The sequence below is a fragment of the Vibrio sp. SCSIO 43155 genome (assembly GCF_023716605.1).
In the GTDB taxonomy this organism is placed as follows: Bacteria; Pseudomonadota; Gammaproteobacteria; order Enterobacterales; family Vibrionaceae; genus Vibrio; species Vibrio harveyi.
Map to the genome: position 1 here is coordinate 391,213 of NZ_CP071852.1, position 16,666 is coordinate 407,878.

Annotated in this window: 16 protein-coding genes and 1 tRNA gene; 7 read left to right on the forward strand and 10 right to left on the reverse strand. The window is 44.8% G+C overall.

The features are described from left to right. Positions 1-6: 6 nt before the first annotated feature. From J4N44_RS01865 to rpsU, 7 genes are all read right to left on the reverse strand, one after another. Complete coding sequence (locus J4N44_RS01865; protein WP_252044803.1) at positions 7-369, reverse strand: hypothetical protein; 363 nt, start codon at positions 367-369, stop codon at positions 7-9. Positions 370-433: 64 nt separating this feature from the next. After that, positions 434-1,396 (reverse strand): hypothetical protein, encoded by a 963-nt coding sequence (locus J4N44_RS01870; RefSeq protein WP_110178335.1) that lies wholly within the window; start codon positions 1,394-1,396, stop codon positions 434-436. Between the two features lie 957 nt (positions 1,397-2,353). Continuing rightward, positions 2,354-2,429: transfer RNA gene (locus J4N44_RS01875), tRNA-Ile, on the reverse strand. A gap of 145 nt (positions 2,430-2,574) precedes the next feature. Continuing rightward, on the reverse strand, positions 2,575-4,437 hold the full coding sequence (rpoD, locus tag J4N44_RS01880; protein ID WP_009697585.1) for an RNA polymerase sigma factor RpoD: 1,863 nt from the start codon (positions 4,435-4,437) through the stop codon (positions 2,575-2,577). Between the two features lie 99 nt (positions 4,438-4,536). After that, positions 4,537-6,297 carry a DNA primase gene (gene dnaG, locus J4N44_RS01885; RefSeq protein ID WP_017190063.1) on the reverse strand — a complete coding sequence of 587 codons (1,761 nt, stop codon included), beginning with the start codon at positions 6,295-6,297 and terminating at the stop codon, positions 4,537-4,539. 148 nt (positions 6,298-6,445) lie between these two features. Beyond that, complete coding sequence (locus tag J4N44_RS01890) at positions 6,446-6,889, reverse strand: GatB/YqeY domain-containing protein (protein ID WP_005450424.1); 444 nt, start codon at positions 6,887-6,889, stop codon at positions 6,446-6,448. Positions 6,890-6,917: 28 nt separating this feature from the next. Further along, entirely contained in the window at positions 6,918-7,133 is a 216-nt protein-coding gene (gene rpsU, locus J4N44_RS01895) for a 30S ribosomal protein S21 (protein WP_001145625.1), read from the reverse strand. A 230-nt stretch (positions 7,134-7,363) separates the two neighbouring features. Between rpsU and tsaD the strand changes: the two genes are divergently transcribed. After that, a complete protein-coding gene (gene tsaD / locus J4N44_RS01900; RefSeq protein WP_005450422.1) occupies positions 7,364-8,380 on the forward strand; it encodes a tRNA (adenosine(37)-N6)-threonylcarbamoyltransferase complex transferase subunit TsaD in 1,017 nt (338 codons plus the stop codon). Positions 8,381-8,567: 187 nt separating this feature from the next. Continuing rightward, complete coding sequence (locus J4N44_RS01905) at positions 8,568-9,386, forward strand: alpha/beta fold hydrolase (protein WP_252044804.1); 819 nt, start codon at positions 8,568-8,570, stop codon at positions 9,384-9,386. A 39-nt stretch (positions 9,387-9,425) separates the two neighbouring features. On the opposite strand, the gene plsY is transcribed toward J4N44_RS01905, so the two are convergent. Then, positions 9,426-10,037 carry a glycerol-3-phosphate 1-O-acyltransferase PlsY gene (gene plsY, locus J4N44_RS01910; RefSeq protein WP_005450419.1) on the reverse strand — a complete coding sequence of 204 codons (612 nt, stop codon included), beginning with the start codon at positions 10,035-10,037 and terminating at the stop codon, positions 9,426-9,428. Positions 10,038-10,302: 265 nt separating this feature from the next. On the opposite strand from plsY, the gene folB reads away from it, so the two are divergent. Genes folB through J4N44_RS01925 form a run of 3 tightly spaced genes read left to right on the forward strand, consistent with a single transcriptional unit; the run spans position 10,303 to position 11,960 of the window. Next, positions 10,303-10,662 (forward strand): bifunctional dihydroneopterin aldolase/7,8-dihydroneopterin epimerase, encoded by a 360-nt coding sequence (gene folB, locus J4N44_RS01915; RefSeq protein WP_005436044.1) that lies wholly within the window; start codon positions 10,303-10,305, stop codon positions 10,660-10,662. Next, complete coding sequence (folK, locus tag J4N44_RS01920) at positions 10,659-11,141, forward strand: 2-amino-4-hydroxy-6-hydroxymethyldihydropteridine diphosphokinase (RefSeq protein ID WP_005450416.1); 483 nt, start codon at positions 10,659-10,661, stop codon at positions 11,139-11,141. The genes folB and folK overlap by 4 nt, the downstream gene beginning before the upstream one ends. Before the next feature lie 15 nt (positions 11,142-11,156). Beyond that, on the forward strand, positions 11,157-11,960 hold the full coding sequence (locus J4N44_RS01925; RefSeq protein WP_009697588.1) for an undecaprenyl-diphosphate phosphatase: 804 nt from the start codon (positions 11,157-11,159) through the stop codon (positions 11,958-11,960). A 78-nt stretch (positions 11,961-12,038) separates the two neighbouring features. Here J4N44_RS01925 and J4N44_RS01930 read toward each other — a convergent pair whose 3' ends face one another. Then, positions 12,039-13,259: a multifunctional CCA addition/repair protein gene (locus tag J4N44_RS01930; protein ID WP_252044805.1), complete on the reverse strand. Its 1,221-nt coding sequence runs from the start codon at positions 13,257-13,259 to the stop codon at positions 12,039-12,041. A gap of 148 nt (positions 13,260-13,407) precedes the next feature. Here J4N44_RS01930 and J4N44_RS01935 point away from each other — a divergent pair, with 148 nt between their 5' ends. Further along, complete coding sequence (locus J4N44_RS01935) at positions 13,408-15,036, forward strand: ExeA family protein (protein ID WP_252044806.1); 1,629 nt, start codon at positions 13,408-13,410, stop codon at positions 15,034-15,036. Continuing rightward, positions 15,036-15,761 (forward strand): general secretion pathway protein GspB, encoded by a 726-nt coding sequence (locus J4N44_RS01940; protein WP_009697591.1) that lies wholly within the window; start codon positions 15,036-15,038, stop codon positions 15,759-15,761. The genes J4N44_RS01935 and J4N44_RS01940 overlap by 1 nt, the downstream gene beginning before the upstream one ends. A gap of 107 nt (positions 15,762-15,868) precedes the next feature. Here J4N44_RS01940 and J4N44_RS01945 read toward each other — a convergent pair whose 3' ends face one another. Beyond that, complete coding sequence (locus J4N44_RS01945; protein WP_005450408.1) at positions 15,869-16,480, reverse strand: TIGR04211 family SH3 domain-containing protein; 612 nt, start codon at positions 16,478-16,480, stop codon at positions 15,869-15,871. Between the last annotated feature and the right edge of the window lie 186 nt (positions 16,481-16,666).

Below are 16,666 nucleotides of genomic sequence, written 5' to 3' on the forward strand. Positions count from 1 at the left end.
GCCTCCTTAGTCATTCTCGATGGAGAAATATTGGCGTAAATCGGTGAGTAGTGTCTTAGGTAGCAGCATGTAGATACCCTTACCAGAGTCCTCGACAATGCTCAGGGTGAGCACTGCTCCGTAGTCCAGATCGTCTTCGAATTCGGTATAGGTCAGTACATGTTTTAGCATTTCGATATCGTCGACGACGACGGCAGATAGGTCCGAAATTGAGGTTAGGAACCAGAGTTCACATTGCAGTTCATCCCATGTCTGTTGGGCTTCTGCTTCATCGTGAAATGGTTCGGTGAGTATGGTTTTGACTTGTTCTTGTAGGATTGTGGTGATTGGTAGGGTTGATAGTTGTTGAATGTTGGTTATTTTGAGCATGATTAACTCCATATTATTGATAACATAGAGTTAATATGATTTTGATTTTTATTATGTTTCGATTTTAATCGATGCTGGACTTATATCTTTCAAAGTCAATTTCAAAGTCCAGAAACTGTTCTCTATCTAAATCACTGATGAAATTCGCTAAGTCGTACACTTCTCCATTGATGTCGACTAATTGTTTAGAAATGTCACCACTATTCTTTTTGATATTATCCCGCCAACCTTTAAGATCCGTCATGGATAAATAAGTATTTACCGAGAGGGCATAGTTGTAACGTTTTTCTGTAACCTTTTGATTCTCAAAAAATTGTTTCTTGTGAATCCAAGTAATCAAATTACAGCTTTGAACTTCTTCACCATTTGAATCAATAGAAATGCTAGTTTGTAATAAACAAGCTCCTGTTGGTGTTGGTATATGTCGCTTGAATTCAGGTTTTTGATTTTTCTTCTTCCTTACGGATAGCTCGAAGCCTGATGCATCATAAAAATCTGATGACTGTAATATTTCATCCAATGCCTCCCTTATATTATTTAAGTTCATTCGTTCGACGACACGTTCTAAGCAGTGCCTAGTAACTCTAGCGACAGAATGAAAACTATTTAACTTCTTACAATCTTTGCTTCGTATATCACACATGATTATATGAAGCCCACTCTCATTGCTAATGTCATCTTTTACTACAAACGTGTGAAAGGTGTTGTTATTTTTATTTTGATGCTTTTTATATGCAATATCGGCACTAGAGCTTTTTCGAACTATACCAATAGCATCAGGTTCAGACTCAAGAGGCGACAGGCATGCTATAGTATTACTAAATTTAGTGGTAACTTCTCGACAATAGAAATTAGCTAAGGATGTCTTTCGAAATTTTTTTATTAGCTTTTCTCTTTGAGCGAAATTTTTAAAATTTTTGTGAGCTAATATTCTTATGAGTTTTCGTTGTAAATCTGATAAGTTTCCCCGCCAGTTTTCTAGGTCATTATTTACAATTCTTTTTGCTTTAGTTGTATCTGAAGTCATGCTATCACCCTAACTCGTTGAAATAAATTAGTAATTTACATTACTATTCCACATATGTATTTCAATGCCCAAAGTCACAGTTCCTCACCACACTCCCTCCCAACAACTAAAATCCTAGATCGCTGGGTCGGTCACATCAGACTGACCCTGTAATCTTCCTCTAAGGCTTACTCTGCCTAACTTCCTGCATGATGTAGTTTCTGTAATTATCGCGACGGCGTCGTCGGTCCGGTCCCTATCCGGTCTTTAGCTGTAATTTTGGCTAGATACCGAGCTGGACACGAACCCTAATGTAAATTTCCTATTTAGGTTTTCCGTCCAGTTAGCCGTCGTCGTCGACGGTAGTTCCATCTGATTCCACTAACCCAACTCTTAGCCCTAACTCATACCAGATTCGCGCTGTAATCCTGTGTGCCGTTGTTTTTTCTGGTTTCAGTATGAATACCAGTCCAGTGATCAGCCGCTGTTTCTGGGGCTGTGGTTGAGTGCCGATGATTACTGACCTAAATCACTTAAGAGATAACAGACCGATTACCACTGAGGGTAATCGGTCTTCATTTAATGCTGTTTTTTCCTGACTGGCTAGTTCTGAGAGCTTTAGGATCATGGGTGTCCTTCCCGTCACTGAACTAGCTTTCCATCCCATACCTACATTAATTAATTTCAGCTAATGGACAGGATGTTAGTTATATTTTTGTTGGTTCCAGCGCGAAGTTTTTCTGGGGTTCGGTTCTGGTGTTGAGTGGTATGTATCTGCTCTGATTCGTGCTGTACAGACGAGAGAAGGTTCTGATGGTGGATATCACTCTGGACTAGGAAATGCATCGCTGTGGTGACTACGTGGAAGGATTCGGCTGACCTGATGGACCAGAGCTTACCGGAAGTAATTGCGGACCGGATATGGAAAGGACTAGAACGAAAAAAGGCTCGTAGATTTCTCTACGAGCCTTCTGAATATGGTGGCCCCTCCCAGACTTGAACTGGGGACCAATCGATTATGAGTCGACTGCTCTAACCACTGAGCTAAGGGGCCTTAATAGGTCAACGATTATAGGGGAAGCGTTGCGAGGTGTCTAGCCACTAGGTGGGGCAATTGCGCTTAGTTTTTATTCACTTAGCTTCACAGATAATAAAAAAGGCGACCCATTGGTCACCTTTTTTGATTTTAATCGCTTCGATTACTCGTCTAGGAAGCTGCGCAGTGTTTCTGAGCGGCTTGGGTGACGTAGTTTACGTAGTGCTTTCGCTTCGATCTGACGGATACGTTCACGAGTAACGTCGAACTGCTTACCTACTTCTTCTAGAGTATGGTCAGTGTTCATGTCGATACCAAAGCGCATACGAAGTACTTTTGCTTCACGTGGTGTTAGACCTGCAAGTACGTCTTTCGTTGCCATTTTCAGGCTCGTTGCCGTAGCAGAATCTAGTGGTAGCTCTAGCGTAGTATCTTCGATGAAATCACCTAGATGCGAATCTTCGTCGTCACCGATTGGTGTCTCCATAGAGATTGGCTCTTTAGCGATCTTCAGTACTTTACGAATCTTGTCTTCTGGCATTTGCATACGTTCTGCCAGTTCTTCCGGTAACGGCTCACGACCCATCTCTTGTAGCATTTGACGAGAGATACGGTTTAGTTTGTTGATCGTTTCGATCATGTGTACCGGAATACGAATCGTACGTGCTTGGTCCGCGATTGAACGAGTGATTGCCTGACGGATCCACCACGTTGCGTAAGTCGAGAACTTGTAACCACGACGGTATTCGAACTTATCTACCGCTTTCATCAGACCGATGTTACCTTCTTGGATTAGGTCCAAGAACTGTAGACCACGGTTGGTGTACTTTTTAGCGATAGAAATTACTAGACGTAAGTTCGCCTCAACCATCTCTTTCTTCGCACGGCGAGCTTTCGCTTCACCGATAGACATACGACGGCTGATGTCTTTAATGTTTTGAACGTTCAGAGAAGTCTCTTCTTCAATCATTTTTAGTTTAGCGATTGAACGACGGATTTCTTCTTCGTTACGTTTGATCTTCTCAGCGTATGGCTTGTCAGATGATAGGATTTCATCTAACCATGCTTCGCTTGATTCGTTACCTGTGAACAGCGCGATGAACGATTTCTTCGGCATTTTGCCGTATTCAACTGCAGACTTCATGATCAGACGTTCTTGAGTACGAACGCGATCCATTGCTGTGCGCAGTTCATTCACTAAGTGGTCGAACTGTTTTGGTGTTAGACGGAATTCTTTAAATACGTCTAGCATCAACTCGTTAGCTACTGTTGCTTTCGGGCTTTCGTAACCGTGCTCGTTGATTGCAAGCTGAAGGTTTTGGTATGTGCTGCGTAGCTGGTTGAATTTCTCAAGCGCAAGCTCTGGGTCGATACCTACATCTTCTTCAGTGTCATCTGAATCGTCATCACTTTCTTCGTCTTCATCAACGTCTTCTTCGTCTTCTTCTTCTAGCTGAGATTCAGTTAGTTCAGAACCGATGTGCGTCGCTGTTGGTGCAGCAGTGTCGTCTGCATCAGGGTCAACAAATCCAGAGATTAGGTCAGTTAGACGAAGTTCTTCTGCTTGAACTTTGTCAAACTGCTCAAGAATGTATGGGATAGTGCCAGGGTATTCAGCAACAGACGATTGAACTTGGTTAATACCTTCTTCAATACGTTTTGCGATGTCGATTTCGCCTTCGCGAGTCAGCAGCTCTACAGTACCCATTTCACGCATGTACATGCGCACTGGGTCTGTTGTACGACCAATTTCACTTTCTACGCTAGAAAGTGCTGCTGCTGCAGCTTCAGCTGCATCTTCATCGGTGATGTTTGTGTCATCGTTCAGTGCAAGATCATCAGCATCAGGAGCAGTTTCTACTACCTTGATACCCATGTCGTTGATCATCTGAATGATGTCTTCTACCTGTTCTGAATCTACGATTTCAGCAGGTAGGTGGTCGTTTACTTCGGCGTAGGTCAGATAGCCTTGTTCCTTGCCTTTAATAACAAGTAACTTTAGCTGTGACTGCGGATTTTGATCCATAGACGGTATCCAACTTCGTAATCTGGTGAAGGAATCAGTATGCGAAATGCAAACCACTTACTATAACAAATTAAATTGTTGCTGACTAATTAAACAGGGTTACGCTTTTAAATCTAGCATCAAAGCTAGCAGCTCCCTTTTCTCTTCGGCTGATAAACCGACACTTCTTGCTTTGGCCTGCAGGTTTTCAATTTGTTTTTCTACGCACTGGGCAATAATTTTATCCAGTGAGTCTAAAAATATTTCTTCTTGGTTGTCTTCATCGAGGGGAATATCCCAGCTCGCGAGACGAGACAGAAGGGTCTCATTTTGGCTGTTTCGCCAATGCTCTAATAATTGGCCAGTGTTGATATGGGGATGCGCCTGACATTTATCAAGTACATCAACAAATAAACTTAGGCCTGGTATGGATAAATCTCTCACTGAGGAAAGATCCGGTACCATTTGAGCATAGCTCGGATTCTGAATAAGTAGAGCGATTACCTCGCGCATCGGAGTTCGTTTGATCTCTTTGTGCGGCTGAGGTCGACTTTCACCCGTCTTTTTACGTGGTTGACGTAAGCGGTTATCAAAACCCGTGCGTTCATCAAGCAGCTTTTCGAGTAACTCCTGAAAATAGGGATCAGGAATCTTGTCAATCAATGCACTCGCATAGGCTCGTAGTGCTGATTTACCTTCATTATTACCCAAGTTGATTTGGTGTAATTCAATCAGGTTATCAAAGAGATAACTCGAAAGCGGTGTGGCTTGTTCTATTTGCTGTTCGAAGGCTTGCTTGCCATATTTTCGAACGTAGCTGTCAGGGTCTTCACCGTCAGGTAAGAACAGGAACTTCAATGTATTACCCGTTTTAAGGTACTGAAGTGCATTTTCTAGCGCGCGCCATGCGGCTTCTTTACCTGCTCGGTCACCATCGTAACAACATACGACGGTATTCGTTTGCCTAAACAGCATTTGAATGTGGTCGCCAGTGGTTGACGTGCCCAAAGAGGCGACAGAGTAATCTACGCCATATTGCGCCAACGCGACAACATCCATATAACCTTCAACCACCAAAATTCGTGGTGGTTCACGATATGCTTGTAGCACTTCGTAAAGACCATAAAGCTCTTTACCTTTATGGAAGATAGGCGTTTCTGGTGAGTTCAGATATTTTGGTGTGCCGTCACCAAGTACGCGACCGCCAAATCCAATCACTCGACCACGGCGATCACGAATGGGGAACATGATACGACCACGGAAGCGGTCATAGCGGTTACCTTTGTCGTTCTCGATCAACATGCCGCCAGTCACAAGCATGTCTTGGTTGTCTTTGTTCTGACCAAAGTTTTTACGGACTAAGTCCCATTCATCCGCCACATAGCCGATGCCAAACTTCTGTACGATTTCACCCGACAAACCGCGGTCTTTTAGGTACTCAATCGCCACTTTACTTGTTGGCTGCTTGAGTTGGTTACGATAGAACTGAGCAATGCTGCCCATGATATCGTAGAGACTACGTTTTTCGCTGCTGCTGGCTTGTGGTCCTGAGTTAAATTGACCGCCACCACCACTGCGTTGTTCGCGTGGTACATCTAATCCAAGATAGGATGCCAGTTCTTCAATGGCTTCGACAAAGTCTAGGCGTTCGAACTCCATAATGAAGTCGATGGCATTGCCATGCACGCCACAACCAAAACAGTGATAAAACTGCTTTTCTTGGCTAACGCTGAATGACGGTGTCTTTTCGTTATGGAAAGGGCAGCAAGCGCCGTAGTTTTTGCCTTTTTTCTTAAGTTTCACGCGCGCGTCGATGATATCGACAATATCGAGTCGAGCTAGGAGGTCATCAATAAAACTGCGAGGGATGTGTCCAGCCATAAAACCTAACAAAAAAAGAAAATCATGATTGGTGTGAATGGGTTACAGAGAAAAGCATGTGTGCGGCTTTTTGTTATTCCATTCTGCCAGATACAAACAAGCCGTGCGTTCCAAAGGATAGCACGGCTTGCTGCAATTGGGTGGGGTATTAAGCCAATTTAGCGCGAACTAAACCGCTTACTTTACCCATATCTGCACGCCCTTGAATTTGCGGTTTCAGAACGCCCATTACTTTGCCCATGTCTTGCATGCCAGCTGCGCCAGATTCAGCAACTGCGCTCTCAATAAGAGCTGCAACTTCTTCGTCTGTCAGTGGTTGAGGCATAAAGTCCTCAAGAACGGTAATTTCAGCTTGTTCCGCATCAGCAAGATCTTGACGACCTGCTGCTTCAAATTGCGTTACAGAGTCGCGACGTTGTTTAACCATCTTGGTCAACACAGCAAGAATGTCGTCGTCGCCCAGAGTAATCTGTTCGTCAACTTCACGTTGCTTAATTGCAGATAGAGCTAAACGAATAGTACCAAGGCGCAATTTGTCCTTGGCTTTCATCGCTAATTTTTGCTCTTCTTTGAGTTTATCAATCAGAGCCATAACTAAATTCCTTTCCGGAGCTCAGTTATTAGTACAGGCGAACGCGACGAGCGTTTTCGCGAGCTAGCTTCTTAGCGTGACGCTTTTGAGCTGCTGCTTTAGCGCGTTTGCGAACTGTAGTTGGTTTTTCGTAGTGCTCACGACGACGCACTTCAGAAAGGATACCTGCTTTTTCGCAAGAGCGCTTGAAACGACGTAGAGCAACGTCGAACGGTTCGTTTTCACGTACTTTAACTACTGGCATATGCCTTTCACCTCAGGGGTTATTCGTTAACGCTGGAATTTAATGAACCAAATCACAATTGTTTGGTCAGTTACCAGCTTGATCAAAAATGGTGCGGAATTTTAATCCGATCAACACAGCTTTGTAAAGCGTTTTATCGCCTATTGTCTGTACAAAATTTGTTTGAAGCACCAAGGCAGGGTAATATGACGCCCAAATTTCCTCTATATAGAAAGCACACTGAGAAAACCATGCGCATTATTGGTATTGAAACCTCTTGTGACGAGACTGGCATCGCGATTTATGACGATGAGAAAGGTCTTTTATCACACAAGCTTTACAGCCAAGTAAAACTTCACGCAGATTACGGCGGCGTGGTGCCTGAGTTGGCTTCACGTGACCATGTTAAGAAAACCATTCCTCTTATTAAAGAGGCTCTGAAAGAAGCGAATCTGACTTCCAAAGACATCGACGGTGTTGCATACACGGCAGGTCCGGGTTTGGTAGGTGCATTGCTTGTCGGTGCCACTATCGGTCGCAGTATTGCTTATGCTTGGGGTGTGCCTGCGGTGCCTGTTCACCATATGGAAGGTCACCTACTGGCGCCTATGCTAGAAGATAACCCACCACCGTTCCCATTTGTGGCGGTATTGGTATCGGGTGGTCACTCAATGATGGTTGAAGTTAAAGGCATCGGCGAGTACAAAATCCTAGGCGAATCTATTGATGATGCGGCGGGTGAAGCATTCGATAAGACTGCGAAGCTAATGGGCTTGGATTACCCTGGTGGTCCACTGTTATCTAAGTTGGCTGAAAAAGGTACTCCGGGTCGCTTTAAATTCCCACGTCCAATGACGAATGTGCCAGGTTTGGACATGAGTTTCTCAGGTCTAAAAACTTTCACGGCAAACACGATTGCTGCAAACGGTGATGATGAACAAACTCGCGCTGATATCGCTTACGCATTCGAAGAAGCGGTATGTGCTACGCTGGCAATTAAATGTAAGCGCGCACTTGAGCAAACAGGTATGAAGCGCATTGTTATTGCTGGCGGTGTAAGTGCTAACCGTCGTCTGCGTGCTGAGCTTGAAAAACTGGCGAAGAAAGTTGGTGGTGAAGTTTACTACCCACGCACTGAGTTCTGTACGGACAATGGCGCGATGATCGCATACGCAGGTATGCAACGCCTGAAAAACGGTGAAGTGGCAGATATGTCGGTAGAAGCGCGTCCGCGTTGGCCTATCGACCAGCTTACGCCAATCGCGTAATCAAACTTCTACTGAAGGTTTGAAATATATTCAACACGATAAAGGTCTCTGCTCATCAGAGGCCTTTATTTTTAACTAGCTAATTGAAAGACCTTGTGTAATTGATTGTAAGAGCCTAACTGATGCGAGCAGTTTTGTTTCGTTTCAGTGATAGGATTGTGCCGAAGAATAATAAATGGATATAACAATGAATAAGTTTGAAATTGAAGGTCAGCAGCTTGCTTACCTAGATAAGGGCGAAGGTTCTGTATTGCTGTTTGGTCACAGCTACTTGTGGGATAACCAAATGTGGGCTCCACAGATTGAAGTGTTGAGCCAATCATATCGTTGTATCGTGCCTGATCTATGGGCGCATGGTGAGTCGGACGCCGCGCCTGCTTCGACACGATCTTTAGTAGATTACGCTCAACATATGCTGGCACTCATGGATCATTTGGAGATCGAACAATTCTCTATTGTTGGTTTATCGGTTGGTGGGATGTGGGGAGCAGAGCTGACGTCACAAGCTCCTCAACGTGTTAAATCTCTGGTTCTTATGGATACATTCATCGGTTTGGAACCTGAAGTTACACATAAGAAATACTTTGCGATGTTGGATGCGATAAGCCAAGTTCAAGCCGTACCAGCACCGATCGTTGAGGCTGTCACACCGCTGTTCTTTGCCAACAACGCAGAGCAAGCCAATCCTGAACTTGTGGCATCATTCAAGCAAAGTCTTGAGGCATTGCAAGGTGAGCGCGCGGTCGAAGTAGCTCGTATTGGACGTATGGTGTTTGGGCGTCGTGACGTTATCGAAGATGCAGAGATGTTTGCATTGCCAACCTTGATTGCGGTTGGTCGCGAGGATAAGCCTCGTCCAGTATTTGAATCTTACTTAATGAACGATTGCATCACTGGCAGTGAGTTGGTTGAGATCCCTGAAGCGGGTCATATCAGTTCATTGGAACAGCCAGAAATCGTCAACCAGATGTTGTTGGATTTCTTGAATAAAGTGCATGCGTCGTAATTTTTTCAAGTAACGATTGAATAAACAAAAAACTCGGCATTACGCCGAGTTTTTTTCTACCAATTTCTTTTCACCAATCTTGGGTTCTTCCCCTGACAATAAGCGGCGAATATTCTGATGATGTTTAAACACGATCAAACAACAAAGCATCGCGACAGGTAAGGTGTACTGCGGTTTGAACATCCAAGCATAGAAGGGCGTAACGAGTACCGTAACAAGCGCAGCTAGAGAAGAGTAGCGAAACAACAAAGCGACCGATAACCAAGTCAGCATGACTAGCCCAGTCAGATCCAATCCAATAGGGGCTATTGCACCAAGTGCTGTTGCGACACCTTTCCCTCCCTTAAAGTGGAAGAATATTGGGTACATGTGACCAAGGCACGCTGCAATGGCAATAACGCCAAGGATGATTGGGTCGATACCAAGAAAGTAGCCGCTCCAAACTGGAATTGTTCCTTTGAGCATGTCGAACAGCAACACTGCCGCCGCTGCACCTTTGCCTCCGATACGCAGGACATTGGTGGCTCCAGGATTGTTAGAGCCCACTTTACGCGGATCCGGCAGTCTTAATAAACGACAAATTAGCACCGCGCTGGAGATAGAACCCAGCAAATAGGCTGCCATTGTCATTATTAGTGCCAGTGCGTCCATAGAAGTCCTTGATGGATTGGAATTTAATGCTCAGTTCCTGAGTAATTGCTATCATACCGTGATTCGGCTTTGAGCAAAAATACTCTCTGCGATAGAGCTTGCATTATGGGATTTCTTGTATATAAAGAGTCTTCGCAGTTTATACCCAAGCGACTTTTTCAGCCAATTTACAGAGTGAAAGGTCATAGTAGGTTGCTTGGGTATAGAATAGTACGATCAATTTGCCCAAATCGGGTATCCGACCTCTGTAAAAGAAGGACATAAGATGGCTCTGGATAAAGTTTTTATTGAACAGTTAGAAGTAATCACCACCATCGGCGTTTACGATTGGGAACAGCAAATCAAGCAAAAGCTGGTTCTGGATATCGAAATGGCACACGACAACAAACCTGCGGGTAAGAGTGATGATGTTCAAGATGCGTTGGATTACTCACAAGTGAGTGAAGCGGTGTTGAATCACATCGAAAATGGTCGTTTCTTGTTGGTTGAGCGTGTCGCAGAAGAAGTTGCAGAACTTATTATGCAACGTTTCTCTGTACCTTGGGTGAAAATTCGTTTAGCGAAGCCTGGTGCGGTTCCTCAAGCACGCGCAGTTGGTGTTGTGATTGAGCGAGGTCAGGCATGATCAAAACGTATATCGGAGTAGGCACCAATATAGAAAGAGAGCAGCACGCGCGAGTAGCTTATCAAGAGTTGCAAAAGCTAGGCTGCGATCTGTGTGTTTCTCCGATATATGAATGCGAGCCAATCGGCTTTAGTAGTCAAAACTTCTACAACTTCGTGATTAGTTTCTCCACGAAGCTATCACTCGAAGAGTTGAGTCACCACTTACGCGAGATTGAATTTCAGTGGGGGCGCGAAGAAAACGCGCAAAAGTATCAGGATCGAACCTTAGATCTCGATATAGTCTTGTTCGGTGAATGCATTTCGCCACAAAAACCTGAGCTACCTCGCAGTGATATCTACAAATATCCTTTTGTAACAAAGCCCCTGTATGATCTCGAACCTCAATTGGTGATCCCCGGCGATGGAAGAACAATCGCAGATATTTGGCAGGCGATGCAGCCAGTCGATTCACTCAAACCAGTTTCTTTTTCACTTTAATTTTGAGTTGTTTACATGAGTTACTTTGAAGCCTTTATTTTGGCTCTGATTCAGGGTCTGACAGAGTTTTTGCCAATTTCCAGCTCTGCCCATTTGATCCTGCCTTCTGCCATTCTTGGTTGGGAAGACCAAGGTCTGGCATTTGATGTTGCTGTTCACGTTGGTACGTTAATGGCCGTTGTGATTTACTTCCGACAAGAAGTCATCACGCTATTCCAAGCGCTATTTGCTTCTATCTTTAAGGGTGATCGCAGTAAAGAAGCCAAATTAGCATGGATGATCGTGCTGGCTACGATTCCTGCATGTGTATTTGGTTTGTTGATGAAAGATATCATTGAGATCTATTTGCGCAGTGCCTATGTAATTGCAACGACGACCATCATTTTTGGTCTGCTACTTTGGTGGGTAGACAAGAATGCAAAACTGGTTGCCGATGAATACCAAACGGGTTGGAAGAAAGCGCTATTTATTGGTATCGCTCAGGCGCTTGCTATGATCCCTGGCACTTCTCGTTCTGGTGCCACGATTACTGCGGCTTTGTACCTTGGCTTTACTCGTGAAGCTGCGGCGCGTTTCTCGTTTCTGATGTCGATTCCAATCATCACCTTGGCTGGTGGTTACCTAGGCTTGAAACTGGTAACAAGTGGCGAGCCAGTCCACGTTGGCTTCCTGCTAACCGGTATTGTGACTTCCTTTATCAGTGCGTACATTTGTATCCACTTCTTCTTGAAGATGATTTCACGTATGGGTATGACGCCATTTGTGATTTACCGTCTGATTCTAGGTTTCGGTTTATTCGCCTTCTTGCTAACGGCTTAAGTTGAGCAGCTAAAACTGAAATAAAAACGCCCGCTTTTAATTGCGGGCGTTTTTGTCTGTCTACCTGCTTTGCCGGGCTTATTTGCCTAATGCAATTCTAACCGCTTCTACACGGCGCTTCTCTTGTTCATCACGAATAGCAGGTCCTTGAAAACCGTCTTTAATAATGGCTTGCACATCGACTGATGCCGCTGCTTTATAGGCTTGCATAAACAATTCTGCTTGCGGGTAGGGTTGCAGTTCTAATCCTTTACGACCTGCGTGATCGGCTTGGCAGCAAATTAAGATATCTTGCAAGCGTTCGGATTTACGCCAAACATCAAACTTATTGAGAATTTTGATGACGGTTTGAGGTTTAAGCTCAGCCGCTCGATGAATATTGGAGTGCTGCTCGCACACCATTAATGCTAAGTCGCGGAACTCATTAGGTACACGTACACGATCGCACAGCTTTTTGATTAGCTTCAAACCGGTATGGCAATGCATCTTATGGCTCGGCCATTCCTTTTCTGGCGTGATGCCTTTACCCAAATCATGCACTTGTGCAGCAAATCGAACTGGCAGTGAATCACTGAGTTTTGCTGCTTGCTCAGCCACCATTAAGGTGTGGATACCAGTATCAATCTCCGGGTGCCACTTCTCTGGTTGAGGGACCCCAAACAATGCATCAATTTCAGGCAAGACAACCGCTAATGCACCGCAATCTCTAAGCACTGATAAGAATACGTCAGGTCGAGCAGTGGACAATGATTTGTGCCATTCTTGCCAAACGCGTTCTGGTGTCAGCATGCTCAGTTCTCCTGATTCTGCCATATTGCGCATCAGCAGCATGGTTTCTTCTGCGACACTAAAGCCTAAGTGGGCTAACTTTGCAGCGAAGCGTGCGACACGCAAAACACGCAGTGGATCTTCGATAAAGGCATTCGAAACATGGCGCAGCACTTTAGCTTGCAGGTCTTGCTGGCCACCATGGGGGTCGTACAACTTACCGTCATTATCCATTGCCATCGCATTGATAGTGAGGTCACGACGGATCAGATCGTCTTCTAATGTGACACTTTGATCGAAAAAGCAATCAAAGCCAGTGTAGCCTGCGCCAGATTTTCTTTCGGTTCGTGCAAGGGCATGTTCTTCTTTGCTTTTAGGGTGTAAGAACACAGGAAAATCTTTTCCAACCGCAGTATAGCCTTGGCTAAGCATGATTTCCGGCGTTGCTCCAACTACAACCCAGTCTTTGTCGTAGCTGTCTATTCCAAGCAAATGATCTCGAACTGCTCCACCAACTAAATAAACTTGCACGGATTACCTCTTAATTTATCGATCTGACGTTGGACATTGTAGCAAGCAATGGTACTTTTCTTTACTTCTAAAAGAACTTAGCGCTTTGTTTAAGTCTAATAAGGAAATACCCGATTTGATTGAGGGTGGGTTTTAGCTGGAGATCCTAATGTATAAGGACTTTTTCGGGTTTGTTGAACTGCCATTTTCCATAGTTCCAAACTCGCGTTATCTGTATCTGAGTCAACGTCATAAAGAGGCGATTACGCATCTGCAGGCGGGGTTAGGCGATGGTGGTGGTTTTGCAATGCTAACCGGTGAAGTAGGGACAGGTAAAACCACGGTTGCTAAAGCCATGCTGGCAAACTTGGATGAGAATACGAAAGCGGGCTTGATCCTTAATCCGACCTTCTCAAGCCGCGATTTACTTGAAGCCATTTGTGACGAGTTCAAAGTCACCTACCCCGAAGAAGCGAGCCTCAAGCAGCTTAACCAAGCGATTCATGATTACTTATTGCGCAATCATAAAATGGGCTGGACGACCTTATTGGTGATTGATGAGGCTCAGCACTTAGCCGCTGATGTGCTTGAACAGCTTCGCTTATTAACCAACTTAGAAACGGACACCAGAAAGCTCCTCAAAGTGCTGTTAGTTGGTCAGCCAGAGCTGCAACGCTTGCTGCAAACCACTCAATTGCGTCAACTTGCTCAACGGATTACTGGTCGATATCACCTGCTACCACTCGATGAGAAAGAGACTGCGGACTATATTACTTTCCGCCTGCATACTGCTGGTGGTGATAAACAGTTGTTTGACCGTAGCTCGACCAAATTGATTGCTAAGTACAGTCACGGCATCCCACGCTTGATTAACCTGATTTGTGATAAGTCGTTAAACCTGAGTTACCACAAAGGTAATGTTGTGGTTGATAAGCAAACAGTACATCAGGCTTGTGAAGAGGTGATGCAGTTCCAAGCGGAAATTTACCAGCAAGACCAGCCTATCCGTCGTAGCTTTGAATGGCCTACTTGGGGCTCTGCTGCGATTGGCGTGTTTGCCGCGGTAGGTATTGGTTGGGCAGTGATGCAGAAAATGCCATCTCAAGTTAGTACCAGTATCCAATCTAACCCCATTCAAGTTGCTCAGACGACATCGCAACCTGTAACTGCAGAGATAAACGAGCAACTCACCAGTGAACAACGCAATATGCTCTTAGAGCAGACGCAATCGAACTTGGCAGTTAATGAACTGTACAAGCTGTGGGGCTATCGTGCCTCTGTTCGTGACAACTTGTGTTTGTCCGAACCGCAATCAACCATGCGTTGTGAGCGTAAAATGGCAACGTGGCCGTTGTTAGTGCAACAAAATCGCCCTGTCATCTTAGAGCTGAATTACCAAGGGCAAGTGGGTTATGTTCTGTTGTACGCGATTGGAAATGACAAGGTGGAAGTCCTTAATGGTAGCCAACGTTTGCGATTGCCTGTTTCATGGCTTAAACCATTGTGGCAGGGCAATATCATTGAATTGTGGCAAGCTCCTCTGAGAGACACCCTACGTTTAGATATGGAAGGTCCAGCAATTGAAGTATTGGATACCCTTCTCGCTCAAGCGGTGAATGAACAGCCATTAGGCACGGACATCTTTGATGCTGCATTAAAAGAGCGAGTGGAATTGTTCCAGCGTTGGCAGGGCATTGGCGTTGATGGTATTGCCGGTCAAAGAACTTTAGAGCGCTTACAGCAGAGCGTGCAAACTGATGCTCCTGCCTTGAAACAGATTAAAGAGGAGGGCGCATAATGTCAGTCATGAAGCATGTGGGGCTCTTTTTATTGCCGGTAAGCATTACGGCAGTCGGTGCTGCTTGGTATTTGGACTTATTTGCTCAAGAGGGCATAGCTCCAGCGGCAACAGAGATACAAGCACAAGCAACCAATGCATTGGTCGAGCTTAAATCTACGACTAACTTTGAAAGCTTGAGTTATCCTGAAGAGCCCCAATTGGCGCAGCTTCAGCGTGAATGGCCAACAGCAGAGCTCTCACAGGACATTGGCACCTTTATTGGTGAAGAGTATGCGAGTAATGACGCCGTTCCTGGTGAGCAAGAGCTACTCAACGAGCCTCAGAAAACAGTAAAAACAAGCCCTACAATGCGAAGTGGTGATGACCTTGGTTTGTCTTTAGATGATCTTGATTTGTCCTCATTGTCGCCTGACCTTGCTTTGAAAGTAGAGAACGCGCTTGCGAACGATGACCAGCCATCGACAAACGATAGCTCGTCTGTTGACGATTTAGAGCGAGAAGCTCAACAATGGCATGGTCGTTTGCCTGCTCTTAACTTACAAACTCACATGTACTCAAGTGATGTAAAGCGACGTTGGGTGAAAATTAACAATGTTGAGTACCACCAAGGCGATGTTGTCGATGGGCAAGTGACCTTAAAAGAGATCCAACCTCAAGCGGTCATTGTCGAATTCCAAGGCGAGCAGATCCGTATCCCTGCTTTGTATGAATGGAAAGGCTAGAGGCATCCTATCGTTTCTTTCTCTGTGTCATTCAGGACTAAACAGACAAAACAAAAAAGCCAGTCGAGTTCGACTGGCTTTTCTTTTACCGATTCAGAGTAAGGTGATTACGCCCAACCTGCTGGAGATTTCTTTCTACGTGGGATGATATGAGGAAGAATCAAACCAAACAGTAGACCTAGACCTGCAACACCACCACCGTAAGTAAAGTACTTCAGTAACATGTCGTCTTTTTGTGTGTCTAGTTTGGCGCGAAGTTCGCGGTTTTCTGTTTCAACAGAAGTAAGCTGGTCGCTAATTTCAGAGTATTTCTTCTCTAGATCAGAAATTTGTTGGTTGCGTGTTTCTAGTGACGTTACTAGACCCGCTTTTTCTGTGTCTGAGTTCTGGCGTGCGTTTGCCAGTTGCTCTTTCACTTCTTTCAGTTCTTTCTCAACGCGAGGAAGGCGGATTGCCATGCTCTCTTGGTTAGTTACAAACTTGCTTTGAACCCAGCCAGTACGACCGCGCGCATCACGGATTTGGGTGTAACCCGTGTCTTTGTTTGTTTGAAGAAGTTGTACTTTAGAGCCTGCGTTAACACTACCCATGATACGGTAAGTGTTGTTTGGACCAGAGTGCATGAAAGTGAATAGGTCATCAGAAATATAACGGTCTGCCGCTAGTGCCGCTGGCGCTGCTAGCAAAGTAAACAAAACCGTGATGATTAGTTTTTTCACAGTAAATCCCTTAACGATTTTCTTGGATACAGCTTTGGCACCGAATTATTGGAGCCGGAAATAGACGAATATTATGCAGTTTCAAACTTGGGTGCAACAAAGAAGGGAGGCAAAGCCTCCCTTTCTGTGCGTTTGAGTCAATAATGACAAAGCGTTTACATTGTATTGACCCAGCGCTTCGCGCTA